Annotated in this window: 25 protein-coding genes; 12 read left to right on the top strand and 13 right to left on the bottom strand. The window is 62.4% G+C overall.

Annotation, left to right across the window (positions count from 1 at the left end; genetic code table 11):
- Window positions 1–4: 4 nt before the first annotated feature.
- From AAIL67_RS06210 to AAIL67_RS06195, 4 genes are all read right to left on the bottom strand, one after another.
- Window positions 5–1201 carry a transcriptional regulator gene (locus AAIL67_RS06210; RefSeq protein WP_343483594.1) on the bottom strand — a complete coding sequence of 399 codons (1197 nt, stop codon included), beginning with the start codon at window positions 1199–1201 and terminating at the stop codon, window positions 5–7.
- A gap of 18 nt (window positions 1202–1219) precedes the next feature.
- On the bottom strand, window positions 1220–3112 hold the full coding sequence (locus AAIL67_RS06205; RefSeq protein WP_343483593.1) for an ATP-binding protein: 1893 nt from the start codon (window positions 3110–3112) through the stop codon (window positions 1220–1222).
- A gap of 48 nt (window positions 3113–3160) precedes the next feature.
- Window positions 3161–3853: a response regulator transcription factor gene (locus tag AAIL67_RS06200; protein ID WP_034347946.1), complete on the bottom strand. Its 693-nt coding sequence runs from the start codon at window positions 3851–3853 to the stop codon at window positions 3161–3163.
- Between the two features lie 61 nt (window positions 3854–3914).
- A complete protein-coding gene (locus tag AAIL67_RS06195; RefSeq protein ID WP_156507050.1) occupies window positions 3915–4133 on the bottom strand; it encodes a hypothetical protein in 219 nt (72 codons plus the stop codon).
- Here AAIL67_RS06195 and AAIL67_RS06190 point away from each other — a divergent pair.
- Window positions 4132–4824 carry a TerC family protein gene (locus AAIL67_RS06190; RefSeq protein ID WP_034394409.1) on the top strand — a complete coding sequence of 231 codons (693 nt, stop codon included), beginning with the start codon at window positions 4132–4134 and terminating at the stop codon, window positions 4822–4824. The genes AAIL67_RS06195 and AAIL67_RS06190 overlap by 2 nt on opposite strands.
- A gap of 74 nt (window positions 4825–4898) precedes the next feature.
- On the opposite strand, the gene AAIL67_RS06185 is transcribed toward AAIL67_RS06190, so the two are convergent.
- The 4 genes from AAIL67_RS06185 to AAIL67_RS06170 all read right to left on the bottom strand — a co-directional run bounded on the left by AAIL67_RS06185 (window position 4899) and on the right by AAIL67_RS06170 (window position 10189).
- Entirely contained in the window at window positions 4899–5324 is a 426-nt protein-coding gene (locus AAIL67_RS06185; protein WP_003072350.1) for a barstar family protein, read from the bottom strand.
- A 142-nt stretch (window positions 5325–5466) separates the two neighbouring features.
- Entirely contained in the window at window positions 5467–5886 is a 420-nt protein-coding gene (locus AAIL67_RS06180; protein WP_063662303.1) for a ribonuclease domain-containing protein, read from the bottom strand.
- A 177-nt stretch (window positions 5887–6063) separates the two neighbouring features.
- Entirely contained in the window at window positions 6064–7587 is a 1524-nt protein-coding gene (putP, locus tag AAIL67_RS06175; RefSeq protein ID WP_343483592.1) for a sodium/proline symporter PutP, read from the bottom strand.
- Window positions 7588–7714: 127 nt separating this feature from the next.
- Window positions 7715–10189, bottom strand: coding sequence for a transglycosylase domain-containing protein (locus AAIL67_RS06170; RefSeq protein WP_343483736.1), 2475 nt, complete (start codon window positions 10187–10189; stop codon window positions 7715–7717).
- Window positions 10190–10455: 266 nt separating this feature from the next.
- Between AAIL67_RS06170 and AAIL67_RS06165 the strand changes: the two genes are divergently transcribed.
- Window positions 10456–10941 carry a glutathione peroxidase gene (locus AAIL67_RS06165; protein ID WP_343483591.1) on the top strand — a complete coding sequence of 162 codons (486 nt, stop codon included), beginning with the start codon at window positions 10456–10458 and terminating at the stop codon, window positions 10939–10941.
- Between the two features lie 66 nt (window positions 10942–11007).
- Here AAIL67_RS06165 and AAIL67_RS06160 read toward each other — a convergent pair whose 3' ends face one another.
- Window positions 11008–11919: a LysR family transcriptional regulator gene (locus AAIL67_RS06160; protein ID WP_343483590.1), complete on the bottom strand. Its 912-nt coding sequence runs from the start codon at window positions 11917–11919 to the stop codon at window positions 11008–11010.
- A 131-nt stretch (window positions 11920–12050) separates the two neighbouring features.
- On the opposite strand from AAIL67_RS06160, the gene AAIL67_RS06155 reads away from it, so the two are divergent.
- A complete protein-coding gene (locus AAIL67_RS06155; RefSeq protein ID WP_063662288.1) occupies window positions 12051–12959 on the top strand; it encodes a pirin family protein in 909 nt (302 codons plus the stop codon).
- Between the two features lie 82 nt (window positions 12960–13041).
- A complete protein-coding gene (ycaC, locus tag AAIL67_RS06150) occupies window positions 13042–13671 on the top strand; it encodes an isochorismate family cysteine hydrolase YcaC (protein WP_034350937.1) in 630 nt (209 codons plus the stop codon).
- A gap of 103 nt (window positions 13672–13774) precedes the next feature.
- Here ycaC and AAIL67_RS06145 read toward each other — a convergent pair whose 3' ends face one another.
- The gene (locus AAIL67_RS06145) at window positions 13775–14173 is read right to left on the bottom strand and encodes a helix-turn-helix domain-containing protein (RefSeq protein ID WP_197483923.1); all 399 of its coding nucleotides are present in this window, start codon (window positions 14171–14173) and stop codon (window positions 13775–13777) included.
- A gap of 163 nt (window positions 14174–14336) precedes the next feature.
- Here AAIL67_RS06145 and AAIL67_RS06140 point away from each other — a divergent pair, with 163 nt between their 5' ends.
- Window positions 14337–15344 (top strand): NAD(P)-dependent alcohol dehydrogenase, encoded by a 1008-nt coding sequence (locus AAIL67_RS06140; RefSeq protein ID WP_343483589.1) that lies wholly within the window; start codon window positions 14337–14339, stop codon window positions 15342–15344.
- Window positions 15345–16244: 900 nt separating this feature from the next.
- Here the strand turns inward: AAIL67_RS06140 and AAIL67_RS06135 are convergent.
- The 3 genes from AAIL67_RS06135 to AAIL67_RS06125 form a co-directional block, all read right to left on the bottom strand.
- Window positions 16245–17309 carry a PAS domain-containing protein gene (locus tag AAIL67_RS06135; RefSeq protein ID WP_063662279.1) on the bottom strand — a complete coding sequence of 355 codons (1065 nt, stop codon included), beginning with the start codon at window positions 17307–17309 and terminating at the stop codon, window positions 16245–16247.
- On the bottom strand, window positions 17302–18120 hold the full coding sequence (locus AAIL67_RS06130; RefSeq protein ID WP_343483588.1) for a hypothetical protein: 819 nt from the start codon (window positions 18118–18120) through the stop codon (window positions 17302–17304). The genes AAIL67_RS06135 and AAIL67_RS06130 overlap by 8 nt, the downstream gene beginning before the upstream one ends.
- Window positions 18121–18365: 245 nt before the next feature.
- Window positions 18366–18941 carry a flavin reductase family protein gene (locus tag AAIL67_RS06125; protein WP_343483587.1) on the bottom strand — a complete coding sequence of 192 codons (576 nt, stop codon included), beginning with the start codon at window positions 18939–18941 and terminating at the stop codon, window positions 18366–18368.
- A 103-nt stretch (window positions 18942–19044) separates the two neighbouring features.
- On the opposite strand from AAIL67_RS06125, the gene AAIL67_RS06120 reads away from it, so the two are divergent.
- The 7 genes from AAIL67_RS06120 (at window position 19045) to AAIL67_RS06090 (ending at window position 24400) form a co-directional block, all read left to right on the top strand.
- Window positions 19045–19419, top strand: a complete 375-nt coding sequence (locus tag AAIL67_RS06120; RefSeq protein ID WP_343483586.1) for a VOC family protein — start codon at window positions 19045–19047, stop codon at window positions 19417–19419.
- Between the two features lie 252 nt (window positions 19420–19671).
- Window positions 19672–19914, top strand: a complete 243-nt coding sequence (locus AAIL67_RS06115; RefSeq protein ID WP_019042688.1) for a hypothetical protein — start codon at window positions 19672–19674, stop codon at window positions 19912–19914.
- Between the two features lie 162 nt (window positions 19915–20076).
- Window positions 20077–20688 carry a class I SAM-dependent methyltransferase gene (locus AAIL67_RS06110; RefSeq protein WP_034350923.1) on the top strand — a complete coding sequence of 204 codons (612 nt, stop codon included), beginning with the start codon at window positions 20077–20079 and terminating at the stop codon, window positions 20686–20688.
- 72 nt (window positions 20689–20760) lie between these two features.
- Complete coding sequence (locus tag AAIL67_RS06105; protein WP_343483585.1) at window positions 20761–21543, top strand: hypothetical protein; 783 nt, start codon at window positions 20761–20763, stop codon at window positions 21541–21543.
- 81 nt (window positions 21544–21624) lie between these two features.
- Window positions 21625–22461: a tRNA-uridine aminocarboxypropyltransferase gene (locus AAIL67_RS06100; protein WP_034382435.1), complete on the top strand. Its 837-nt coding sequence runs from the start codon at window positions 21625–21627 to the stop codon at window positions 22459–22461.
- 155 nt (window positions 22462–22616) lie between these two features.
- Window positions 22617–23579: a transporter substrate-binding domain-containing protein gene (locus tag AAIL67_RS06095; protein ID WP_343483584.1), complete on the top strand. Its 963-nt coding sequence runs from the start codon at window positions 22617–22619 to the stop codon at window positions 23577–23579.
- Window positions 23580–23629: 50 nt separating this feature from the next.
- On the top strand, window positions 23630–24400 hold the full coding sequence (locus tag AAIL67_RS06090) for a sterol desaturase family protein (RefSeq protein ID WP_343483583.1): 771 nt from the start codon (window positions 23630–23632) through the stop codon (window positions 24398–24400).
- The last annotated feature ends 117 nt before the right edge of the window (window positions 24401–24517 follow it).

Below are 24517 nucleotides of genomic sequence, written 5' to 3'. Positions count from 1 at the left end.
GGCGCTAGTAATCGCGGTTTTCATCAAACCACTGCTGGGCCTGCTTATCCGTAAGCTTCAGAGCCAGCGCCGCAGGCAGTTGTGCCAGTTGCTGCACGGCCAGCCCCAGGTCTTCACGTTCGCTGGTTTCAATGCCCTTGACCGTGTTGAAGCGGGCGGCAAAGGCCGTCAGTGCAGCTTGCACATGGCCAAGGCTGCTGGCAGTGCCGATTTCCTGCTCTGCCAGCTCATAAGCCGCATGCGCAATCCTGGCGCGGGCTGCGGGCCAGCCCGCAAATGGCCGCCCATATTCCTTGGCCCACCATTCGGGCTTGCGCAACTGGCTGACGGATGTGTAGTCAGCCCAGGGTCGTGCCTTGGCACGGTCCTTGAGTTGCTGGCGCAGGCTTTTCCCAGCGGCTTCTTCCACGTTGTAGGCGATGAAGAAGTCCAGCTCCGGCCAGGTTGGCAGCGCAGGCAGTCCCGACAGATGGCGCATAAAACGCAGTGATAGCGCCTTGAGCTGCGTACATGATGAAAGCTGAGCCAAATCGCTGTGATTTCCCCACAGGGAGAGCGATTCCAGCTTCGAAAACTGCAGCAGGTTTTGCAGCGAAATGGGTTGCTTTCCCGCTCCATTGCTCAGCTCCAGCGTGGTGACCTGCTTCAGGCTGCCCATGTCGGGCAGCTGGAAGGCCTCGTCGGCCGGGTTCTTGCTGGTGGCCGGGCTCAAACTCAGGCTTTCAGGCAGGCCTGCGGTGACGGTGATTTTCTCCAGATTGCCATGCAGATGAAGGCGCATGCCCTGCTGCGGCAGCTTCAGGTGGATGTGGCCCTGATTGCCCGCTTGCAGATGAATGCTCAGCTCGCGAATCTGTGACCGGCTGGCGTCGATATGTACATCTTGCTGCAGCTGTGGGTACCAGCTGAAGTTTTCGATAGCACGCAGCTGCGCCCATGTGAAGAAGCCGCTGTCATTGCCCGTGTAGTAGAAGCTGCGTGGCCAGGGCGAGCCGGCGGGCGTGGCAAAGGGGGCAAAGCAGGACCAGAGCACGCAGGCGTCGACAGGCAGCCACAGGTCCGCTGTTTTCAACAGCGTCCTGGGGCCAAGGGTCAGGCTGCCCTGACCGGGGCTGGTTTTGAGTCTGTGCGGCGCGTCAGGCGTCAGCTGAAGGTTGAAGACGCCGTCTTCATGCGGTGTTCCGTCGATAAGCAGGGGCATGCAGAAAGCTTAGCGCAGTTACCAGATGCTCTGGGGAGACGGCACGGCGCTCTGTACTTCGGTGTGACGTTGCACCTTGCCGAACAGCGGCAGGCTGGCTCGCAGCTCGGTGCGGCCGGGGCTGGACTGTATGACCAGAGTGCCTTGCAGGCGCTCCAGTCGTGCCAGCATGCTGCGCATGCCCACGCCCATGCTGTTGATCTGGGTGCTGTCGAGATCAAAGCCTGTGCCGTTGTCCTCGATCTGCAGCTGCAACTCCCTGGAGTCGGGAATCTCCAGCCGAACCTGGACTTGGCTGGCGCGGCTGTGCTTGATGACATTGGTCAATGCCTCTTCCAGCACGCGGGTCAGCGTCAGGCACTGAATGGGGCTGGGCGCGTGAGTCCAGTATTCGGGCAGACGCCACTTCACCTGAATGTCCAGCTCCTCGAACAGTCGTGCAAAGCGGTGGCGCAGTGGAGCAAGCCACTGCATGGGTGTCTCGGGAACCTGGATGGCCGTGCTGGTGCCGGTATCAATCATCTGACGCAGGTCGTCACGCATGAGCTTGAGCATGGACAGCACCTGGGCATTGGGCAAAGGGGCGCTGCTTTGCTCGACCAGGGCAATGGAGCGCACCAGAGAGCCGCCCAGACCGTCGTGCAGATCCTGGGAAATGCGCAGACGTTCCTGCAGGCGGGAGTGGCTCAGAGCCAGATGGTGTTCCCTCTCCAGGGTCTGGCTCAGGTCGTCGCAGGCCTGTGTGACGGTGAGACTGAGTTCGTGGTTGAAGTGCTCGATGCGGCGCATATTCCACACGACCTGTCGCCCCAGAAACCACGCGATCACCAGCATGCTCAGCAAGGTGGTGTAGGGGGTCAGCGTCAGATTGTGCTCCAGGGTCTTGGTCAGCAGCAGCAGGTCGTGCACGCCGATGGCCAGGTAGAGCACGAAGCAGAGGCTGAAAGCGATGTGGGCCGGCGTGCGTGTCTGCAGCGCGCGCAGTGGAAACAGCAGGCAGACCAGAGCGCAAAGACAGAACATCAGCAGCCAGACGGCCTGGCTCAGCGCCATCTGTGCATCGGGGACAGACAGTGCGAATATGGCACAGAGGCTGCATATGCCAGCCAGCGTACGCTCCAGGCGTATGAGGCGCAACTCCGCAAAGTGCAGCGTAAAAATGCAGAAAGTGTAGGTAAAGGCAATGAAAACCAGCAGATTTCCCTTGGCAAAGGCCGGGGTGCTGCTGAAGGGCCAGGGATCAGTCATGACCATAAAGCAGAGCATCAGTGCCCAGCACATCAGATTGAGTGCGTACCATCCATAGAGTTTTTGATTGCGGTTGTGGAGCCAGGCAAACGAAAACAGCAGACATAGCACCAGGCTGACCGTGATGCAGACCATATAAATGGTGCGCAGGTTCCAGGTGGCCTGTACTGTCCATTGCTTGAGCTCGGCCGGATGACCTATGCGCAGCCGCCCAAGGCCTGGCGTCTGGTTGCTGAGCCCGTGGACGCGTACCCAGATGCTGTTGCCCTGTTCCTTGAGCAGCGCCTTGGGCAACAGCCAGTAGCGTGGCATATTCCAGCTGCGACTCAGTGGCTCCACCAGCGATTGATCGCGCCAGATCAGTTCTGAATTCACGAACACCTCGCCCGCCAGCACGATATTGATGACGGCCAGCGCCACAGGCTGATCGCGCCCGCAGGGACTCTCCCAATCGATGCGGTACCAGGCTGCACCGTCATAGCCGGGCCAGCGTTGACTCCAGTCATCCAGCCCCGGCACATCCACCCATTGCAGCAAGGCCGCATCGGGTGGAGGCCCCTCGGGCAGTGCCTTGGCCGATTGGCGGGCCACAATGCGCGGTTCACAGAGCAGATCCTGAGGCCTGGGCTCCTGTGCCCAGGCCACGCCGCAATTCCAGCCCATGACGAGCGCAAATATCAGGCGGAGCAAGAGAGCCGACCGCTTGAACATTCAGCTCAGCAAACCGCGTGCCCGGGCCTCGCTGACCGCCTTGGTGCGCGAAGGCACGGCCAGCTTGCGGTAAATGTTCTTCACATGGCACTCCACGGTGTAGCGCGAGAGAAAGAGCGACTCTGCGATCTCCCGGTTGGTCATGCCGTCTGCGACCAGCTTGAGGATCTGGATTTCGCGGGCGCTGAGTATGGCTTCGGGCGGCATCTCCTTGTGCGCTTCCGTGGGCTGGGAGGGCTGCAACTCGGCAATGATGCGCCGTGCAATGAAAGGGTCGATGGGGGCGCCACCGCGCAGCACACTGCGTATGGACAGGGTGACCTCCAGGTCGTCGCGCTCCTTGAGCACATAGCCGTTGGCCCCGGCACGCAGCGCCGACAGAATGGCGTCCTCGGTGCTCCAGGCGGAGATGACCAGAATTCCCATGCCGGGATCGGCGGCGCGCAGCTGGCTGATCAGCTCTATGCCGCTGCCGTCGGGCAAGCCCAGGTCCACCAGCGCCATGGCGACCGGATGCTCCGCCAGCCGGGCGCGAGCCTGCCCCAGGGTTGCTGCAAAGATGAGAGCATCATCCGCATATCCGAGGCCATGCAAAATGCTTTCCAGCCGATTGCGGATCAACGGCTCATCCTCCACCACGATCAAGGGGCTGGGGAGAATGGACTCTGTAGGGAGGGAAAAAGTCTCTGCCATATTGTGTGAGGTGCCGCTGGTTTTCGTGTCCCACTGTTACCGAGATCAGGTCGCTTGGCTATCACTGAAAACTGGTAATTTGAGGAGAGTGCGGAGTCTGCCCCAAAACGGAAGCGAACTCCGTGGCCTGCAATTCCCATGACGTCAGAAGCAATACGCCGATAGCGGCTCCAAGAGGCAGTTGGCTAAACTTCCCTGCATTGATCACGCCTGGCTTTGCAATGCCGGGCGTTTGTCCGTTCAAGGTGCAATGGACAGAGAACTCAGGAATATTTTCCATGGATGCCATGCTCGGTGCCGATTTCTGGATCGGCTTGTTCAAGATCGTCTGGATCAACATCATTCTCTCGGGTGACAACGCGGTGGTCATTGCTCTGGCCGCACGTGGCCTGCCGCCGGAGCAGCAGAAAAAAGCGGTGCTGTTCGGCTCCGGTGCCGCCGTGGTGTTGCGTATTGCCTTGACCGTGGTGGCTGCCAAGCTGATGCAGCTGCCATTCGTCGAGGTGATCGGTGGCCTGCTGCTGCTGTGGATTGGCGTGGGCCTGCTCAAGGGCGAAGATGAAGAAGAGGATTCCGGCAGCGTGGCCAGGCAGGGCATGATGGCTGCCGTTCGCACCATTTTGCTCGCCGATCTGGTCATGAGCCTGGACAATGTGATCGCCGTGGCTGCGGCAGCGGGCGGCGATATGCTGCTGCTGATTCTGGGCCTTGCCATCAGCATTCCGCTGGTCATCTTTGGCTCCACGCTGATGATCAAGCTGATGGAGCGTTTTCCGGTCATCGTCACTTTGGGCGCGGCACTGATTGGCTGGGTGGCCGGCGAAACCATCACCAGCGACCATATGCTCGAAGGTTTTGTACGGATCAATCCCTGGGCGCATTACGCAGCGGCCGCTTGCGGCGCCGTGCTGGTGATTGCAATGGGCAAGTGGATGCAGCTCAAGGTTGCCGCTCAGGACAGCACTGCCTGAGCCCTTGGTTCTGAAAGCAAAAACGCCCGCATTCAAGGCGGGCATTTTGTGTTGTGTGCGCCGCAGCAGCCGGCCTATAGGAATGAGTAAAAGCAGCGGAAGGGAATCTTGCGCTCTGCCCAGAAGTCCGCGGTATCGCGGAACACGTCCAGCAACTGCTCGCGCACTTCCTTGTCGAATTTGGGAGTGGTCGGAATCTGGTCGAGCACCACCACAAAACCGGGTTGCGGGCCGGATTTGTTGATCGGGTCGGTCATGCAGTCATACAGCGCATCCCAGTTCTTGCCAAAGTGTGCCGGCAGGTAGAACTGTGTGGACAGCAGCTCGAAAACGTCGGCCTTGGTCTGGGCATGGGCCAGGTTGGCATAGAGGAAATGGGAGCCCAGCGCCTCTGCTGCTGCCTGAAGATCAGGAATGCGATAGGCGCGAATGGATTGCACGATGTTCGGGCGAACATTGCGCAACGGTGTTTCCGAGGGCTTACGAAGTGGCGTGTCCATCTCCGTGATTCTTTCTAAAAACATCAAAACTGGTGGCAGAGTCGGTACTGACAGCGCTGTAGGCTGTCTGCGCAAACCGCCGCTGCGGAATTCAAGAGGTCAAAAGCCGCTGTATGGCGGGCCTGGAGGGCGTCTTTTAACTTCATTGGACGATTTGCTGAAAGCTGTTGTAGTGGTCGCCCGTGTAGAAGCAGGCATCGGGCACCTGGGGCTGCAAGCCGCCACAGACTATGCGTCGCGCACCCCGGTTTTTCGCGCCTGGCGTGCGCACGGTGTATTCGCGGTAATAGCCTCTGGCCTGGCGCGGAAGTATGCGCTCACGGTTGCCGAAAACTGTGCCGTCCTTGTCGCTGGAGAACGGACCGCCCTGGAGGATGCGACCATAGGTGGTGCGGCCTTCGCGCGGTAGTTCGGCCAGGCTCACGGTCTCAAAGCCGGGAACGGCGGCACCGACTTCGGGCGCTTTGCGCGCCAAAGCCGCAGGAGATGCCAGCGCAAAAGCGGCACCCAGCATCAACGCTAAACCCGTCTGATATACCTTGGCTGCAGCGGCCTTGAGCATTCACTAAACCTTTCAGAATCTCAGGTAATGCCTGAAATTTCGACCCGTAAGTGTGACGGATAGGCCTCGAAAATGCAAGTTGCGCCTATTTTTTGTGCAGTCTGTCGAGCGGTTTTCGACGACAAAAAAGCCCTGTCGGCATGGCCGGACAGGGCTTTGGCAGGGGCGTGGCAGCTTTTATTCGCCGTGGGCAGCGATGACATCATCCACCTCGCGGTGCTTGGCCATGATCGTGGCCGAAGGCGCTTTGTCCAGCAGGCTGACTACTATGATTGCGATAGCGGAAAACGCAAATCCGGGAACGATCTCATAGAGCTTGAACCACTGGTAATGCTGCCAGACCAGAACCGTGACCGCACCCACGACCATGCCGGCTAGTGCGCCGTTGCGTGTCATGCGGGCCCAGAGCAGCGATATCAGCACCAGCGGGCCGAAGGCGGCACCGAAGCCGGCCCAGGCATTGCTGACCATGCCCAGCACCTTGGCCTTGGGGTCCTGCGCAATGAGGATGGCGATCAAGGCAATGGCAAACACCATGGAACGGCCGAACCAGACCAGCTGCTTCTGGCTGGCGCTTTTGTGCAGAAAGGTCTTGTAGATATCTTGCGTGAGGGCGCTGGAGCAGACCAGCAACTGGCAGGACAGGGTACTCATCACGGCCGCCAGCACGGCGGCCAGCAGCACACCGCTGATCCAGGGGTTGAACAGCAACTTGGCGACTTCCAGGAACACGAGTTCATGGTTGCCGTTGACGTTTGTCGCAATATCGGGGCGGCTGGCAAAGAAGGCAATGCCGAAGAAGCCCACGGCCACGGCGCCTCCCAGGCACAGCATCATCCAGCTCATGCCGATGCGGCGCGCGTTGGGAATGGTCTTGATCGACTCGGCCGCCATGAAGCGCACCAGAATATGGGGCTGGCCGAAGTAGCCCAGACCCCAGGCCAGTAAGGAGACGATGGCGATCGCTCCCTGGCCCTGGAACATGTCGAAGGCACCGCTGCGCGCAGTTTCGATGATGGCCGCGCTGGCACCCACGCCACCATCGGCATAGATGACCATCAGCGGCGCGAGGATCAGTGCGGTGATCATCAGCGAGGCCTGGATGGTGTCGGTCCAGCTCACGGCCAGAAAGCCGCCGATGAACACATAGGCCATGGTGGCCACGGCACCCACCCACAGGGCTGTCTGGTAGTCCATGCCGAACATGGACTCGAACAGTCGGGCGCCCGCGACCACGCCGGAGGCGCAGTAGACGGTGAAGAACACCAGAATCACCAGCGCGGTGACGATGCGAAGCAGACTGCTGCCATCCTCGAATCGGTTGGTGAAGTAATCGGGCAATGTCAGCGCATTGCCCACCTTTTCGGTATAGACGCGCAGGCGTGCCGCCACAAAGCGCCAGTTGAGCCAGGCACCGACGCACAGGCCGATGGCAATCCACGAGGCCGACAGGCCGGTGGCAAACACCGCACCGGGCAGGCCCATGAGCAGCCAGCCGCTCATGTCCGATGCCCCGGCCGACAGGGCCGTGACCACCGAGCCCAGACTGCGCCCGCCCAGGATGTAGTCGGACAGGTTGGACGTGGCTTTGTATCCCGCCCAACCGATGAGCAGCATGCCCAGCAGGTAGATGGCAAAGGTGACGATGGTTGGCGTATTGGCGGTCATGTCGGCTCCGGATCGGCGCAGCGCCATCGGCATGTGGGTTACATGCCCGGCGAAAACAAATCCGCCAGCGGCCTCCTGGTGGGAGACCTGCTGGCGGGTATCAGTCTGCAATTGGACCAGTTATTCGACAGCCCAGTGGGGCATGTGGCTGAAAACCGCGCTACTGGCTGTCCTGCGGCGCATTCAGCGGCGCCGCAGGCGGCAGTGGTGTGCCTACGTCGCTCCAGCTTGAAGGCGCGGGGGCTTTGCTCGGTGCAGGCGCAGACATCATCTCGCCGGGAGCCAGCCCGGGGCTGCTGTCGAGGTCAGGCGGCTGGGCGCTGCTGTCGGCTGGCGCGGGCTGGCCGCCTGTCGAGGGCGGTGCAGCGGGCGTGCTCTCGATGATGTCCACCTCGCTGCCGTTGCTTCTGTTGGGCGCTGGATGGGCGGGAGCTGTCGGCGCTGTGCGATCAGGGTCGTTGCCCTCATCTGCGGGCCCGCTCCATTCCTGAACCTTGTCGCGCAGACGGCCCACCAGATCGCTCCACCAGTGGCTGGTGTTGGGCTCGGTGAACCGGGCCTTGGCATTGAGCAGCGGGCTGCGCATGGCGCGCGACATGAAGTCACCCACCATGGGCAGGGCGCTGCGCGAACCCTGACCCCACTGGTCGCTTTTGAGCGTGATGCGCGCATCGTTGAAGCCTGCCCAGGCACCGGCCACGATCTGCGGGTGCATGAGGATGAACCAGCCGTCGGCATTGCCCTGGGTGGTGCCGGTCTTGCCGGCCACGTCGGCTCGAATGCCATATTGCTTGCGAATCGCGCGGCCTGTGCCCTTGTCGATCACGGCGCGCATCATCTCCAGCAGACCGTAGTTCTCTTCCTCGTCCCAGACCTGATCGGGCTTGGGCGGGGTGAATTCGGCCAGCAGCTCGCCGTCGGCATTCTCGATACGGGTGACCAGCTGGGGCGGTATGTAGCGACCGGAGTTGGCAATGCTGCCGTAGGCGTTGACCATTTCCAGCAGCGTGACGGGGCTGGAGCCCAGTGCCAGCGAAGGCACGGACTCCAGCGGGCTCTGGCGCACGCCCAGGCCGCGGGCCAGCTTGATGACGCGGTCCATGCCCACTTCCTGACCCAGCTCGGCCGTGATGGTGTTCTTGGAATAGGCCAGCGCGTCGCCGAGTTTCATGGGCACGCCCGTGGGCTCGACGGCATCGCTGGGACGCCATACCTCGCCGCCAGGCAGCTGGATTTCCACGGCTTCGTCCTTGCGTGTGTCCTCGGGCCTGGCGCCACGCTGCAGGGCTGCGCCATAGACAAAGGGCTTGAAGGTGGAGCCGGGCTGGCGGCGTGCCTGGGCCACATGGTCGAATGCATCCTGGGCATAGTCGCGGCTGCCCACCCAGGCCAGTACGGCCGAGGTGCGCGGGTCTATGGCCAGAAAGCCGGCCTGCACGCGGGTCTTGTCCTCGCGCAGCTGCCTCATGAAGGTCTTGTCGGCCAGCAGCTTCTTGAGTGCCTCTTCCTCGCTGATGTCGGAAGGTTTGCCGCTTCTGGCGAGCTTGCGGAAGGCCTCCGTCTCGCGTACCAGCTGCAGCACCAGCGCGTTCTCTGCGCTCCAGCCGTCGCGGTGACTCCAGTTGTTGTTGGCAATGCCTTGCAGCGTATGCATCTGGCGGTTCACGGCCTGCTGCGCCCAGTTCTGCAGGCGCGAATCCAGGGTGGTGCGCACGACCAGGCCGTCGGTATAGATGTTGTAGTCGTGCTTGTCGGCCCAGGCGATCAGCCATTTGCGCAGCTGCTGGGAAAAATGCGGCGCCATGCCTGTAGGTTCTTCCTGGCGCTCGAAGTCCAGACGCATGGGGCGTTTCCTGAGGCGCTCGAACTCATCGTCCTTGAGTTCGCCGCGCTTGACCATCTGGCTCAGCACGGTGTTGCGCCGCGCAATCGCGCGGTCGGGGTTGATCACCGGGTTGTAATAGGCATTGCCCTTGAGCATGCCCACCAGCGTGGCGCTTTCCAGCACCGTGAGCCTGGCCGCCGGTTTGTCGAAATAGGTGCGCGCCGCCATCTCTATGCCATAGGCGTTGTAGAGAAAGGGCACGGTGTTCAGATAGGTTTCGAGAATCTCGTCCTTGGTGTAGAGCGCTTCGATCTTGAAGGCCGTGATCGCCTCCTTGAGCTTGCGGTTCACATTGCGGGCACGGCCGATTTCCGTGGGATAGAGATTGCGCGCCAGTTGCTGGGTGATGGTGGAGCCGCCCTGGGGATTGCCGCCCAGCGTGTGGATGACCGAACCCACGGTGCGCGTGAAGTCCATGCCATGGTGCTCGTAGAAGCGGTGGTCTTCGGTGGCCACGAGGGCCTTGACCACGGCGGGCGAAATCTGCTCCAGCGGCACCCACTGGCGGTTGCTGCGCTTGAACTCGCCGATCAGCTTGCCGTCGGCGCTCAGGATCTGCGCGGGTTGCTCGAGCTTGGCCTTGCGGATGTCGCTGATGCTGGGCGTGAACGGAATCAGCAGCAGCACATAGACGACAAACAGCACCGGCAAGGCCGCGGCAAACCACAGCCATTCACGCCGCGTCGGCCAGCGACGCCACCAGGGCAGGGCTGCAATGCGCTGGCCGGCAGTGCTGGCGCGAGCGCGCATCCACAGAGCTGTGGCCTGAGCTACCCATTTTTCTTTCAATTCGTTCAAGGACAAACGCACGTTGCAAGGCAGCCCGCCAAGGGCCGCAAGAAGGCAAGACTGCGAAGAATGCCCAAAAAACAGGCGCTCTGCTTGCGGGGATCGGTTTTTCTATGGTCGCAGCCCCGGTATTGTCTCCGTGGCGCGGTTATGCAGGGTTGTTTCTAGCTGTGAGACAAGTTGCCGACTGCCTTAAGCTTGCGGCTTCGCATTGGCGGGAGAGCAGCATGGCAAACAGCGTTTATGACTTTGAGGCCACCGACATCCAGGGGCGCAGCGTCCCTCTGTCGCAGTACCAGGGCAAGGTATTGCTGATCGTGAATACCGCCAGTGCCTGCGGCTTCACGCCCCAGTACAAGGGGCTGCAGGCACTGCACGAACAGTATGCGGACCGGGGCCTGGTGGTGCTGGGCTTTCCCTGCAACCAGTTCGGTGCCCAGGAGAAAGGCTCGGATGACGAGATCGCGAGCTTTTGCGAGCTGAACTTCGGCGTCAGCTTCCCGCTCATGCACAAGATCGAGGTCAACGGCGATGGTGCGCATCCCTTGTACCGCTGGCTGACGTCCGAAGCGCCGGGTGTTCTGGGCACCAAGTCCATCAAATGGAATTTCACCAAATTCCTTGTGGGCCGCGACGGACAGGTGATACGCCGCTATGCACCCCAGGACAAGCCCGAGAAGCTGGCAGACGATGTCCAGGCGGCTCTGGGTTGAGGCTGTTGTTATCGTTTCGATAGCTGACAGCGCTTGTCCAGCAAGTGATGGAGGCGGTTTTGATGCTCAGTCTTCCGACAAGATCCTGAAGGATTGGGCTAGATGGTCAAGCAGCGCGCGCACGGCAGGCAGCTGCCCGCGGCGCGAGGCATAGACGGCGTGGATGATCTCGGGCCGTGGCTGCCAGCCCGGCAACACCTGCACCAGCGTGCCGCTGCGCAGTTCCTCGCGCACAAACATATTGGGTAGTTGCACCACACCAGCACCCAGCACGGCAGCGTCGCGCAGGGCCAGCATGGACTGCGTCACCAGCCTTGGCTGGTGTCTGACCTCGGCACGCACGGCGTCGGGGCCGTGCAGCACCCAGCGGTGAGTTTCCTGCACGCCGCCCATATCCAGGCTGGGCCAGGCCGACAGATCCATGGGCCCGCCGGGCTGGCCCAGGCGCTGCAGCAGCTCGGGTGCGGCCACCAGGCATTGCCGGCGCTCGGCCAGCGTGCGCAGCACCAGATCGCTGTCCTGCAGCGGCGGGGGGCGCACGCGCAGGGCCAGATCCAGCCCCTCGCCGATCACGTCAACGCGCCGGTTGGTCTCATCCACCTGCAGCTCCACGCGTGGGTACTGGCGCATGAATTCGCCCAGCATGCGGCCCACGCGCGAGGCCAGCAGGGCCACGGGGCAGCTCATGCGCACCTTGCCGCAGGGCTCGGAATGCACCAGCGCCACCGACTCTTCGGCGGCTTCGGCCTCGGTCAGCATGGCGCGGCAGTGCTGGTAGTAGCGCTTGCCAACCTCGGTAACAGCAAAGCTGCGCGTGGAGCGCAGAAGCAACTGCGCGCCCAGGCGCTCTTCGAGCAGCGCCACGCGGCGGCTGAGCTTGGACTTGGGCAGCCCCAGGGCGCGGCCTGCAGGTGCGAATCCACCATGCTCGACCACCTGGGCGAAGTAGTAGAGCTCGTTGAGATCTGGCAGCTTCATCGTTTTAAAAATAGAACTCTGAGACTGAATATTGTGGACTACTCAAGTTATCGTTCCAAATTCATACTTCTCCCATGTTCAACACCTGCAGTGACCACAGGGACTGCAGGCATGCCGCAAGGAGAAATGTCATGCTCAAGAAAATTCTGGGTGTCTACGAAGCCCCCCGTCCCCACTGGGTGGGCAATGGCTTTCCCGTGCGTTCGCTGTTCAGCTATGGCGACCACGGCAAGGCACTGAGCCCATTCTTGTTGCTCGATCACGCCGGTCCCCAGAGCTTCACGCCCACCACGGCGCGGCGCGGCGTGGGCACGCATCCGCACCGCGGCTTCGAGACCGTGACCATCGTCTATGAGGGCGAAGTGGCCCACCGCGACTCCACGGGCGCCGGCGGCACCATCGGCCCCGGCGATGTGCAGTGGATGACGGCGGCCTCGGGCATCCTGCACGAGGAGTACCACTCCGAAGCCTTTGCACGCAGCGGTGGACCGCTGGAGATGGTGCAGCTGTGGGTCAACCTGCCAGCCAGGGACAAGATGTCCGCCCCCGGCTACCAGAACCTGCTGAATGCCGACATCCCGCAGGTCGCTCTGCCGGACGGTGCGGGTCATCTGCGTGTCATCGCCGGTGACTACCTTGACAGCAAGGGGGCCGTCTATCGCGGCCCGGCAAGAACCTTCACGCCCATTGATGTCTGGGATGTGAGGCTGAACGCCGGTGCCTCCACCGAGTTGCAGGCCCGGGCCGGCCACACGCTGGCGCTGGTGGTGCTGCACGGCACGCTGATGGTCAACGGCCAGGAGATTGCACGCGCCGGACAGCTGGTGCATATGGACCGCGCTGCGGACAGCGTGCATCTGGAAGCCAACAGCGACGTCACGCTGCTGTGGCTGTCGGGTGAACCGATTGACGAGCCCGTGGTCGGCTACGGCCCCTTCGTCATGAACAGCGACGAGGAAATCCAGCAGGCGCTGGAGGACTTCCGCAGCGGCCAGTTCGGCCGCATCCCGGCGGTCGAGCGCCATGGCGCTGCGGCCTGAGCAGGTCGCACGGTATCGAGTTTTCCCACCGGCGGGCGCGCCCGCCGGCTTTCACCCACCTCCACTCTTGAAGGAGATTCCCATGAGCCAAAAGCCTTACGTTCGCCTCGACAAAGACAATGCCGCCGTGCTGCTGGTCGACCACCAGACTGGTCTGCTGTCCCTGGTGCGCGATATCGACCCCGACAAGTTCAAGAACAATGTGCTGGCCCTGGCCGACATGGCCGAGTACTTCAAGCTGCCGACCATCCTGACCACCAGCTTCGAGAACGGCCCCAATGGCCCGCTGGTGCCCGAACTCAAGGAAAAATTCCCCACTGCCCCCTATATCGCGCGTCCCGGCCAGATCAATGCCTGGGACAACGAGGATTTCGTCAAGGCCGTCAAGGCCACGGGCAAGAAGCAGCTTATCGTCGCCGGCGTGGTGACCGAGGTCTGCGTGGCCTTCCCGGTGTTGTCGGCCCTGGCTGAAGGCTTCGAGGTGTTCGTCATTGCCGATGCCTCGGGCACCTTCAACAGCATGACCCAGCAGGCGGCCTGGAGCCGCATGGAGCAGGCCGGCGCCCAGCTCATGACCTGGTTCGGCGCGGCCTGCGAACTGCACCGCGACTGGCGCAACGACATCGAGGGGCTGGGGACTCTGTTCTCCAACCACATCCCCGACTACCGCAATCTGATCAACAGCTACACCACGCTGACCGCCGGCAAATAAGCCCTGCGGCTTCAGACCAAAGCCCGCAAGCTTTTGCAGCCTGCGGGCTTTTTGCTGTCGATTTATTGGAATTGATAGCTGCTGACATTTGATGGGTAAGCGCTCAAGCCTGTTTTTGCTTCAAGTCTGGCAGGCAGCTTGCGCCGTTCTGATCTGTGTCGTGCATGGGCTCGGCCTGAGCAAAGTTCTTGCTGTATGCGATGCCCCAGTTGCGCATGGCGATCAGCACCGGCTGCAGGCTGCGGCCCAGCTCGGTCAGCGCATAGTCCACGCGCGGCGGCACTTCGGCATACACCGTGCGCTCGACGATGCCGGCCTCTTCCAGCTCGCGCAGCTGCAGTGTCAGCATGCGCTGGGTAATGCCGGGGATGGCACGGCTCAGCTCGCCAAAGCGCTTTTTGCCGTGCAGCAGCTGAAACAGGATGATGGGCTTCCAGGTGCCACCCATGACGGACAGCGTCACCTCCACGGCGCAGCCGCTTTTGCTGTTCAATCGTTTCATGGGCACCTCGCTGCAGTTCCAAAGTGCAAGCATCCTAGCGTCAGCCCGCATTCATGCATTGCTTACATTTTTAATACTACCCAACAAATATGTTGGTACTGGCGGTGGATGCGCATTGACGGCACCATGCAAAGCATCTGTTTCACCTCTTGAGGAGCACTCCATGAAAGTCATGCAACTGGCCGCGCCCGGCGGTTTCGAAAACCTGAAGCTTGTCGAGCTGCCCGCACCTGCGGCGCCTGCTGCGGGCGAGATCCAGGTGCGCATTCACGCCAGCTCGCTCAACTACCACGACCTGGGCGTGGTGCGCCGTCCCGGCGCGGCGGCCGACGGCCGCATTCCCATGGCTGACGGCGCAGGCCTGGTCACGGCAGTGGGCACAGGCGTGAAGGAATTTGCCGTGGGCGATGCCGTGGTCTCAACCTTCTTCCCGCAATGGCTGTCGGGCCGTCACGTGCCCTCCGACTTCCAGCTCGTGCCCGGCGACGGCGTGGACGGCTTTGCACGCGAATTCGTGAACCTGCCCGCCACCAGCTTTACCCATGCCCCCCAGGGCTGGAGCCATGCCGAGGCCGCCACGCTGACCACGGCCGGCCTCACGGCCTGGCGCGCGCTGGTGGTGGACGGCCATCTCAAGGCCGGCGACACCGTGCTGGTGCTGGGCACGGGCGGCGTCTCCATCTTTGCGCTGCAAATGGCCAAGAGCATGGGCGCCACCGTCATCGCCACCACCTCCAGCGCGGCCAAGGCCGAGCAGCTCAAGGCATTGGGAGCCGATCTGGTGATCAACTACAAGGAGCAGCCCGAATGGGGCGACGCCGTGCTGGCCGCCACCGGCGGACGCGGAGCCGACATCGTGGTCGAGGTCGGCGGCCCCGGCACCTTGCCCCAGTCGATTCGCGCCTGCGCCGTGGGCGGCCATATCGCGTTGATCGGCGTGCTGACCGGCTTTGCGGGCGCCGTGCCCACGGTGGAGATGATGCGCAAGCAGCAAACCCTCAAGGGCCTGATCGTCGGCAGCCGCGAGCAGCAGCAGGACATGGTGCGCGCGCTGGAGAACTTCGGCTGGAAGCCCGTGATCGACAGCCGCTATCCGCTGGAGCAGATGGTGGCGGCCTTCGAGCATCAGGCAGCGGGCAGGCATTTCGGCAAGATCTGCCTCGAATATTGATGGCTGATGGCGCTTTGTGCGCCTGAGTTTGAGACTGACTGGGCATGTGGCTCTTGTTGGGCCGCATGCCCTTCTTGTTTTGATAGCTGTCGGCGCTTGGTCTGCCTTGGGGAAAGGCTGATTTGGCCTGAGTTTTTCTTTTAACGACATGCCCGATTGATGGACAGAGGGCGGGTCTCGGTCCGCCAGCCGACTCACTTTCTTGCTTGTGACGGAAGGCCGCCCCCAAGAAAGTAAGCAAAGAACACAGCCCCTGCTGCCCACGTCCCCTTTGCTGCGCTACGGGGCAACCTGCGCCGTCAATCTCTTGCTGCTTGCGGCAAAACTCACTGCGCGCTTTCAGCGCTCCGTTCAGGCAGGTTGCCGCAGAAGTGATGACGATGCAGCTGCACTCTGCGGTGCAACTGCCCGCACCAAGCGCTTGCGGTCGCAGGCGTGGGTACAAGGGGCAATACCGGATGCGGGATAGCTTCTTTGTGCTTTTGATAGCTGCTTGCGTTTGCTGAATAAGCGGTACAGCCCGATTTGCTCATAGCTCTCGCAGGCCGCCCGCATTCACCCGTGTGTCTGCGCCTGCAGCACGCGGTTCGGGCTGCGGGCATTGGCACCGCAGAGTGCCAATGCTTTGTCTTCAAATTTGCGGCAACCTGTCTGAGCGGAGCGCGTAGCGCAAAGCGAGTTTTGCCGCACCGCAGCCTGAAATGCGTGACGCAGGTTTGCCCGCAGCGAAGCGCAGGGACGCAGACAGTCGGGGCGCATTCTTTGGGTTACGTTTCTTGTGCGAGCAAGAAAGGTAACTCGCCTGCCGGGGCGAGGCCCGGCCTCTGTCGCAGGCGACAAAAATGAATCTAGATCGATAGCTGCCAGTACTTGCTAAATAGGCGCCACAGCCCAAAAAGCTCAGTCCTCAGCCCCCAACACCACCCTCGCCGCCAAAGCAGTCCGCCCCGGCGACGACTCAATCCCCAGCAGTCCGCCGACCCGCGCAATGCGCACGGCCATGGAGCGCATTCCCACGCCCAGACCAGATGCATCCACGGCCTGCACATCAAAGCCTACGCCGTCATCCTCGATCTCCAGCAGCAACTCCTGCGCCTGCGGTTGCACCAGGGACAGGCGCACATGACGGGCCTGGCTGTGTTTGATGACATTGGTCAGAGCTTCTTCGATCAGCCGGGTCAGAGCCAGGTATTGCAGCGCGTTGGGCGGCTGACTCCAGCTTTGCGGAAACTGCCAGTCGCAGCGCACACCCAGGGCCTCGAACAGATCGTTGAAGCGGCGGCGCAAGGGTGCCAGCCATTCCTGTGGAGTGGCTGGCACGCGCACCTGGGCCGAGGCGTTGCTGTCTATGCTCTGGCGCAGATCGTTGCGGATGAGCTTGAGCATGGACAGCACCTGGGGCCGGGTCATGGCATCGCTGCCCTGCTCGACCGAGGCAATCATATGGACCAGCTCGCCGCCCAGGCCGTCGTGCAGGTCGTGGGTCAGGCGCAGGCGCTCCTGCAGGCGCGCGTTGGAGAGCTTCTGGGCCTCCAGCTCGGCGCGCAAATGTTCGGATTTTTTCTGCTCGGTGATGTCGAAGGTGAAGCCGATCAGCGCTGTGGGCTGGCCCTGTTCGTCGCAGAGCACATGCACCACTTCCTTGACCCAGACAAAGCGGTTGTCGCTGGTCAGCGCCCGGTACTCGGCCTCGTGATCCACACCCGCCAGGCACAGCTCCACGCAGCGCGAGACGGTTTGCTCGCGCTCGTCGGGGTGGATGCGTTCGGCCCAGTCGTTCACGGTCTCCCAGCTCTCGGGGCTCCAGCCCAGCAGATCAGCGATCTGCGGGCCGATATAGCTGTATTTCTTCGTGGTCCAGTCAATCTTGAACGGAATCGCCAGGGTGGATTCCAGCAGCGTCTGGTAGAGGCCGTTGTCCGTGTCGGGTTCAAGGGTGCGCAGGCGGGGGCGGGCTTCAAGCATGGGACGCTCCTGTCAGATCGAGAAGAGGGTGGGTGGTGGGCAGCTCGTTCCAGAACCAGTAGAAATAGCCGCCTTCGGTCTGCAGCAGGGTCTGGGTTTTGACGCTGGAACGCTCTATCCCGCGCCAGCAGGCCAGGGCCGAGTTGCGGTTGCCGTGCAGATCCAGGCAGGTCTGTCCGGGCAGGCTGGGCCGGGGCGGCACATACAAGGCCATGCCGCGCGGCAGCCAGAGGTCTGCCAGGCAGATTTTCTGCTGCTGTGGCCAGTACTTTCCCACCGAAATCACCAGCGGCAGGTGAGGGTCGATGGAGGTGAAGACATGCGGGAAATCGTGATGCTCAAGGTCGGTACAGATCTTGCCCAGCAAGCGGTAGCCGGTTCCCTCATAGGGCGAGCGGTGCCCGGCAAACATGCCGTACTCATAGTCGACCAGCGAAAGATGTGGCTGGGGGCTGGTGATGCGAACTCCCTGGCCTGGCTCGATCAGCGTCATGCCGAACGCCGCTGCAGTTTGATGCGTGACTGCAATGGCTTCGTACTCGACCTGATCGGCCTGGAACTCCAGTTTGGTCTGATTGCCGTACTTGGGGTCGGGGTGGGTGGTGGTCGCAGAAAGGACGCGGTATGCGTTGCCGATGACGGCCGTGGGGTCACTGGCGGCAGGCTCAAGCAGCTGCAAGCCTGTGGGCGGCTCCGCGCAATAGTGCGGGAACCCGTGGATATTGCAGAAAAACGGTGTCTGCGACAGATCGACCGACGTCGGCGCATCTTCTTTGATGAACAGCACGGGATCAAAAAACTCTTGCGCCATTGCCTGTCACTTCACGGTGATTGATGCAGAGACCGCTGCCCTGTGCGGCGGTACGGCACCTGCAGTCGTGGGTTGTTGATATGTCAGCCAGTGATGCAGTCTAAATCAAGGCGGTTACAAAGACCTGGGTGCGCAGGCGCTGCGGGCCAGGGCGCCTGAGGGTATCAGTGGCCGTTACGGCAAGGTGCGCATTATTTTGATAGCTGCCAGCGATTGATGCATAAGCGATACAGCCATGAGAGCTTCTATTTCACGAGCACCGATTCGCCAATCGCGAAGAACTGCCCGCCCGCCACATAGTGCAGGGTGCGCAGCTCGGCGGGGGCGGAGCCGAACTCCCAGTGTCCGTTGCGGAACACGCGCTCGTCGGCCCAGGCGGCCACGACTTCGGCGATGAACAGGTCATAGCTCTGCTGGTTGTGCGGCTCGGGGATCAGCCTGCAGACCAGCCAGGCGGCGCAGCCAGCCACAAGCGGTACAGCTAAGCCCGGTGCGTCGAACAGCTGCACGCCATGTTTGGCGAGCTTGTGGGGTTCAGTGACGGCGCTGTCCGTGCCTATGCCCACCGTCAGCGCTGCCTGGGGCACGGTGGGCAGTTGCAGGGCAAAGAAGCCGCTGCCCTCGACCAGCGCACGCGTGCGCGTGGCCTTGTCGAGCACCACGCTGATCTTGGGCGGCGCGAAGTCGAGCGCGCAGGCCCAGGCCGCGCTCATGGCATTGCGCTCGCCTGCATGCCGGGCCGAGACGATGACCGTGGGGCCGTGATTGAGCAGGCGGTAGGACTTGTCCAGGGGAACCGGGGTGAAATGGTCTGGCAGCATGGTGGGCTGAAAATGGGTGACAGAAGAGGGCGGCAAGCTCCCGTTACGATGGCTTGCCGATTTCCCATCTTCGCCCGAAACAGGGCTTTTCCAGGAGACAACCATGTTTAGCCACATCATGCTGGGTGTAAATGATCTGGAGTCCAGCAAGCGCTTTTACGACGCGCTGCTGGGTCAGCTGGGCATTGCGCCCGGCGTTGCCAACAAGAACCGTTTCTTCTACCGCAGCCCCACGGGCGTGTTTGCCATCTCCACGCCCATCAACGGCGAAACGGCCAGCTCGGGCAATGGCGCGACCACGGGCTTTCTGGCCCAGTCCACCGATCAGGTGAATGCAGCCCATGCGGCAGGCCTGGCCGCAGGCGGTGTGTCGATCGAGGACGCGCCGGGCTGGCGCGGCGACTCCATGTATCTGGCCTATCTGCGCGACCCAGACGGCAACAAGATCTGCCTGGCCTATCGCCCCGCGAAGGTCTGATCCAGGCTGCCTGAACCAGGGCCGCGCAAGCGGCCTTTTTTATCTTCAGTGGAGGGGATCAAAAACAGGAGCTGTCTGCGCTTGCAGGGCAAGGCCTTGAGCCACGAACGGCAACATGGAGTGCGGTCATGCCCGACCTGCAAGCGGTGATGCTGTGCCCGCTGCCGGTGCAAAACCGGGGCAGGCGGCACAATGGCTGCTTTGCAGCGCGGGCGTATGTCCGGGGCCTGCACCACATTCAGTAGTTTTTTCATGACCAACACCACCACTCCTGCCGAAGACCATCTGTGCGACGCCTGTGCCGGCATTCAGCGCAACTGGCGCAAAGCCCCCGGCCATGCCGAACTGATGCAGCGCGGCAACCGCAAGGAGGAGCGCGGCTCGACTACGGCGACGGTGACCCGCTATGTCTGCGAGCGCTGCGGCACGGTGTGGGACTATGAGAACAACAAGCAGGACCAGCGCAAGGGCTGGTCCGTGGTCGGCAGAATTTAACTCCCCTGAGGCGCTGCGCGCCTTGCCCCGGCGGGGGACGAAAGCCATCGCTGCGGGGCGGCGGGGCCGCCCAGGCCCTTGCTGGCTGTCTCTTTCCTGAGTCAGCGTCGGTTTTTGAAGTTTCGGCGTCTTCGGGCGCCGTTTGTTTTTGAAGGAGGCTGCGTGCAATCAGCAAGCAACGAGTGGTTTGACGAGGCGTATTACCAGCGCTTTTACTTTGACAAGAAGACCAGCGTGATCGACCCCGAGCACGCGCGGCGGCTGGGTGCGTTTGTCTGCTCGTATCTTGCGTATCTGCGCGTGCCCGTGCAGCGGGTGCTTGATGTGGGCTGCGGCATAGGCCTGTGGCGCGAGGCGGTGCAAAAGCACTTTCCGGGCGTGCAGTATCAGGGCGTGGAGTTCAGTCCCTATCTGTGCGAGCGCTATGGCTGGGAGCAGGGCTCGGTGGTGGATTGGCAGCCCAAAGATTGCCAGCCTTTCGATCTGGTGATCTGCCAGGGCGTGCTGCCCTATCTGAGTCCGACTGACCTGAAAAAGGCGCTGGCCAATCTGGGCCGGCTGTCGCGCGGCGGGCTCTACATCGAGGCTGTGGCACGCGAGGACTACGAGCGCGACATCATCGACGAGGAACTGACCGACCCGCGCCTGTATCGCCACCGCGCCGAGCTGTACCGCCGCGGCCTGCAGCCTCACTTCAAGGAGCTGGGCGGCGGCGTATGGCTGAGTCGTCAGGCCGATATGCCGCTGTTCGAACTGGAGTGCGTTGGGGGCTGAAGCCTCTGGTTCTTGGTGATTTCGGGGCCTGCACCTATATTGCGGGGCTTGCGAACTCACAAGGATATGCCGATGCCTCATCGCTGGATCAAACGCTGCGGAGTCTGGACCGCTGCCATGGCTGGCGCTGCCCTGCTTCTGGCCTGCTCGGACTCCAAGACCGAGGGCGCCGCGCCCTCGGCACAGGCCCCCGCAACTGCGCCAGCCCCTGCGCCGGCACCGCCTGCCGCAGAAGCCAGGCGCGTGATCGACCAGTTGTTCAGCACCGAGACCATAGGCATGAATCTGGCCTATGCGCAGAAGATCGCCGGCCCGGCCATGCGCTCGGAATTCCACCGCCACCAGTTCCGCACCGACGGCTGCGATATCACCCTGGTCAGCGACGAGGCCGACAAGGTGATCGAGTCTGTCGAGATCGATATCGCACCCAGCTGCAATCTCTCGCTCAAGAGCGTGCTGAACGTGTCCGAGGGCCAGCCCGATATCAAGCTCGGCGATCTGACCTTTGGCAGCTTCGAGCCCTTGCTGGACAGCCGTTACTACGCCGACTGCCTGACGCTGTGCGGCAATGCCGCCGACCCTGTGGTGTATCTGGAGGCCAAGGGTTCGCGCCTGACCAACTTCATCAATTATTCGGTGCAGGCACCCATGGTGGACGGCAAGGTGCTGGATGCGACTGCCGCCTGGCGCGATGCCATGGTCAAGGCAGAGTCCGACGACTATGTGCTGGACACGCGCTTCAACTGCGAGCCGGATCGCTTCAGGAACGTGATTTCCGCCGGACTCAGGAATGCCAGGCCCACGGTGTTCAGCTTCGGCCGTGGTCCGACCTTCGAGCAGGGCGACTGCGACTAAGCGGCACTCCTGCAGCATCAGCACTGGATTTGGCAAAGGCGGGACAATCCGGGCATCTGTCCGAACCTGCTGGTGTCTGTCTTGCCCGCTTCCACGCCTTTGTCCTCCGCCACTCTGACCCCGCAGAAAAGCGTTGCCTCCACGCTGTCTCCGCATGCCGTCTCGCGCTTGCGCCAGGCACGGCTGGCGCGCAGCACGCGTCCGTTTCTGGCGCGTGGCGGCCCCAAGGGCGAGCGCTGCGAGGGCTGCCGTTTGCGCCCCTCCCACTGCATGTGCGCGCTGCGCCCCGAGCTGGCCACGCGCGCGGCCTTCTGCCTGCTGATGCATGATGCCGAGCCGCTCAAGCCCAGCAACACGGGCTGGCTGATTGCCGACGTGGTGCAGGACACCCATGCCTTTGGCTGGTCGCGCACCGAACTGGACCCCCAGCTGGAGGCCTTGCTGGCCGATCCGCAATGGCAGCCCTATGTGGTCTTCCCCGGTGAATATGCAGAGCCTGCAGAGCGTGTGCTGGAGACGCTGGACGGCGGCGACAGCCGTGCGCTGCAGCCCGGCAGACGCCCGCTGTTCATACTGCTGGACGCGACCTGGTCGGAGGCGCGCAAGATGTTTCGCAAAAGCCCGTATCTCGATGGCTTTCCCGTGCTCAGCCTGCACCCGGATCTGATCTCTCGCTACCAATTGCGCAGATCCAAGCGCGACGACCATTTCTGCACCAGCGAGGTGGCGGCGCTGTGTCTGGAGCTGGTGGGCGATGCCGGCGATGTGCAGGCCGGCCAGGTACTGGAGAGCTATCTGGGGGTGTTTACCGAGCGCTATCTGCAGGCCAAGCACCAGCAGCCGGTCGATGAGGCCAGCAGCGCCCACCAGCGCCTGCGTGAACTGATGGGGGCCGCCCCCGCCAAACGCGACGCATGAAGCGCAGTGCAGGCATAAGCATTCCACTCAAAGCAATAAGCGAACAAGGACAATCGGGCCAGGGCCTCATGACTGCATGAGGTGTGTGCCGGATCGGGTGGGTGATGAGCGCCGATGACCAGGGGTCTCGGCGCTTTTGTTTTTGGGAGTGGGTGATGGGCAAGTCGTTGAAATGGGTTGGTCTGGCAGCAGCGCTGGTATGCGCGGGTTCGGCCATGGCTGCGGGCAAGACTGAAGCGGCGAGTTCCACTATCGGTGCCAATATCGACACGGCCGTGGATCTGTCCGCATCGCCCACACTGCAGCGCTGGCAGGCCGGCGGCACCGTGGTGCTGGGGGTGCGGGAGGCTGCGGTTCCCATGTCCTACGCGATCGGTGCCAACGAGAAGTTCGTCGGCTATCACATGGACCTCTGCGAGCGCGTGGTGCAGGCGATTGCGCCCAAGGCCCAGATCAAGTACATGGTGCTGACGCCGCAGAACACCATGCCGCTGATCAACAACGGCACGGCCGATTTCAATTGCGCCAGCATGACCAACAACCTCACGCGCCAGAAGCAGGTGGCGTTTGGTTTGACCACCTATGTCAGCGAGGTGCGCATGGCCGTGCGTGCCGACTCGGGCATCACCTCCTTCAAGCAGCTGCAGGGGCGTAATGTGGGCGCCATCACGGGCACGACGGCGGTGCAGATTCTGCGCAAATACGCCAGCGACAACGAGCTGAACTTCAAGACGCTGATGAGCAAGGACCAGTTCGAGAGCTTTCTGATGCTGGAGTCGGGCCGCGTCGATGCCTTTGTGCTGGACGACAACATGCTGGCCGGCGTGATCGGTCAGAGCAAGAATCCCAAGGGCTACAAGATCGTGGGCGAGGTGATTGGTGCCGAGCCGATTGCCATCCAGTTCAGCAAGAACGACCCGCAGATCAAGAAGGCCGTGGACGGCGCCATCTTGCAGATGCTCCGCTCGGGCGAGATGCACAAGCTCTACGCCAAGTGGTTCATGCAGCCCATTGCGCCCAAGAACGTGAATCTGAACCTGCCCATGGGCGAGGTGCTCAAGAAACAGCTGGCCGCGCCCAACGACACGCCGCTGGAGCAGTTCGTATTGCCCCAATAAAGCACTGGAGCGGCGCCAGTCGATAGACTGCATGGCAAACCTCAAGGGGAATGATTGCCGTGCTGGAGTACCTGGTCTATCCGCTGATTGCGCTGCTGTTCGTGGCAGTCTTCACGCGCGAGGTGATTGCGCCCGCCTCGCGCAATCTCTGCGACCGGCGCTGGCTGATCTACAGCAGCGCCCTGGGCGCGCTGACGCTGGTCTGCACGCTGGTTCTGGGCTGGTTGCTGGAGGAGCGCATTCGCCAGCATGCGCTTTTCGATGTGGGGGCACACTGGAACCCGCTGCTGGTGGGGCTGCTGAGCTTTTTCATCACCAGCTTTGTCTTTTACTGGTGGCACCGCGCCACCCATGCCTCGGATCTGCTGTGGCGCGTGTTCCACCAGCTGCATCACAGTGCGCGGCGCATCGAGGTGCTGACTTCGTTCTACGCCCACCCGCTGGACTCCTGCGCTGCCATGCTGCTGAGCGTGATCTCCAGCTACTGGGTGCTGGGTGCCAGCCCGGCGGCGGCGGCCGTGGCCCTGGGACTGACGGCGGCCTTCGACTTGTTCACCCATGCCGACATGCGCACGCCGCGCTGGCTTGGCTATGTGCTGCAGCGCCCGGAAATGCATACCGTGCACCATCAGCATGGCCACCATGCGCAGAACTACGGTCTGCCGCTGTGGGACATGTTGTTCGGCACCTGGACCAACCCCGCCGAGCGCGCGCAGAAGCTGGGCTTTGATGACGACAAGTCCGAGCGCGTGGCCGAGATGCTGCTGTGGCGCGATGTTCACCAGAGTGCGCCCGCCTGCGGGCGCCGCAAGTCATCTTGAAGCTTCGAATTTGATAGCTGATGATGCTGATGGGTGGAGCTCGGCATGCTGTTTTTGTTCTTAATTGTTAACACGGCTTGCCAAGACCCTGCCAGAGCCCGGCAAGCTCTGCCCCTG

The sequence above is a fragment of the Comamonas sp. A7-5 genome (assembly GCF_039581385.1).
Lineage (GTDB): Bacteria > Pseudomonadota > Gammaproteobacteria > Burkholderiales > Burkholderiaceae_C > Comamonas > Comamonas thiooxydans.
This window is presented reverse-complemented; position numbering and strand designations above follow the sequence as displayed.

Coding starts and splice junctions, on each gene's coding strand:
- AAIL67_RS06170 (WP_343483736.1), bottom strand. CDS start 10,189: ATGCGCGCTCGCGCCAGCACTGCCGGCCAGCGCATTGCAGCCCTGCCC.
- AAIL67_RS06130 (WP_343483588.1), bottom strand. CDS start 18,120: ATGGCGCAAGAGTTTTTTGATCCCGTGCTGTTCATCAAAGAAGATGCG.
- AAIL67_RS06155 (WP_063662288.1), top strand. CDS start 12,051: ATGCTCAAGAAAATTCTGGGTGTCTACGAAGCCCCCCGTCCCCACTGG.
- AAIL67_RS06125 (WP_343483587.1), bottom strand. CDS start 18,941: ATGCTGCCAGACCATTTCACCCCGGTTCCCCTGGACAAGTCCTACCGC.
- AAIL67_RS06200 (WP_034347946.1), bottom strand. CDS start 3,853: ATGGCAGAGACTTTTTCCCTCCCTACAGAGTCCATTCTCCCCAGCCCC.
- AAIL67_RS06105 (WP_343483585.1), top strand. CDS start 20,761: ATGCCTCATCGCTGGATCAAACGCTGCGGAGTCTGGACCGCTGCCATG.
- AAIL67_RS06205 (WP_343483593.1), bottom strand. CDS start 3,112: ATGGGCTGGAATTGCGGCGTGGCCTGGGCACAGGAGCCCAGGCCTCAG.
- putP (WP_343483592.1), bottom strand. CDS start 7,587: ATGCCGATGGCGCTGCGCCGATCCGGAGCCGACATGACCGCCAATACG.
- AAIL67_RS06180 (WP_063662303.1), bottom strand. CDS start 5,886: ATGCTCAAGGCCGCTGCAGCCAAGGTATATCAGACGGGTTTAGCGTTG.
- AAIL67_RS06140 (WP_343483589.1), top strand. CDS start 14,337: ATGAAAGTCATGCAACTGGCCGCGCCCGGCGGTTTCGAAAACCTGAAG.
- AAIL67_RS06185 (WP_003072350.1), bottom strand. CDS start 5,324: ATGGACACGCCACTTCGTAAGCCCTCGGAAACACCGTTGCGCAATGTT.
- AAIL67_RS06090 (WP_343483583.1), top strand. CDS start 23,630: ATGATTGCCGTGCTGGAGTACCTGGTCTATCCGCTGATTGCGCTGCTG.
- AAIL67_RS06210 (WP_343483594.1), bottom strand. CDS start 1,201: ATGCCCCTGCTTATCGACGGAACACCGCATGAAGACGGCGTCTTCAAC.
- AAIL67_RS06165 (WP_343483591.1), top strand. CDS start 10,456: ATGGCAAACAGCGTTTATGACTTTGAGGCCACCGACATCCAGGGGCGC.
- AAIL67_RS06120 (WP_343483586.1), top strand. CDS start 19,045: ATGTTTAGCCACATCATGCTGGGTGTAAATGATCTGGAGTCCAGCAAG.
- ycaC (WP_034350937.1), top strand. CDS start 13,042: ATGAGCCAAAAGCCTTACGTTCGCCTCGACAAAGACAATGCCGCCGTG.
- AAIL67_RS06160 (WP_343483590.1), bottom strand. CDS start 11,919: ATGAAGCTGCCAGATCTCAACGAGCTCTACTACTTCGCCCAGGTGGTC.
- AAIL67_RS06115 (WP_019042688.1), top strand. CDS start 19,672: ATGACCAACACCACCACTCCTGCCGAAGACCATCTGTGCGACGCCTGT.
- AAIL67_RS06095 (WP_343483584.1), top strand. CDS start 22,617: ATGGGCAAGTCGTTGAAATGGGTTGGTCTGGCAGCAGCGCTGGTATGC.
- AAIL67_RS06195 (WP_156507050.1), bottom strand. CDS start 4,133: ATGGAAAATATTCCTGAGTTCTCTGTCCATTGCACCTTGAACGGACAA.
- AAIL67_RS06135 (WP_063662279.1), bottom strand. CDS start 17,309: ATGCTTGAAGCCCGCCCCCGCCTGCGCACCCTTGAACCCGACACGGAC.
- AAIL67_RS06190 (WP_034394409.1), top strand. CDS start 4,132: ATGGATGCCATGCTCGGTGCCGATTTCTGGATCGGCTTGTTCAAGATC.
- AAIL67_RS06145 (WP_197483923.1), bottom strand. CDS start 14,173: ATGAAACGATTGAACAGCAAAAGCGGCTGCGCCGTGGAGGTGACGCTG.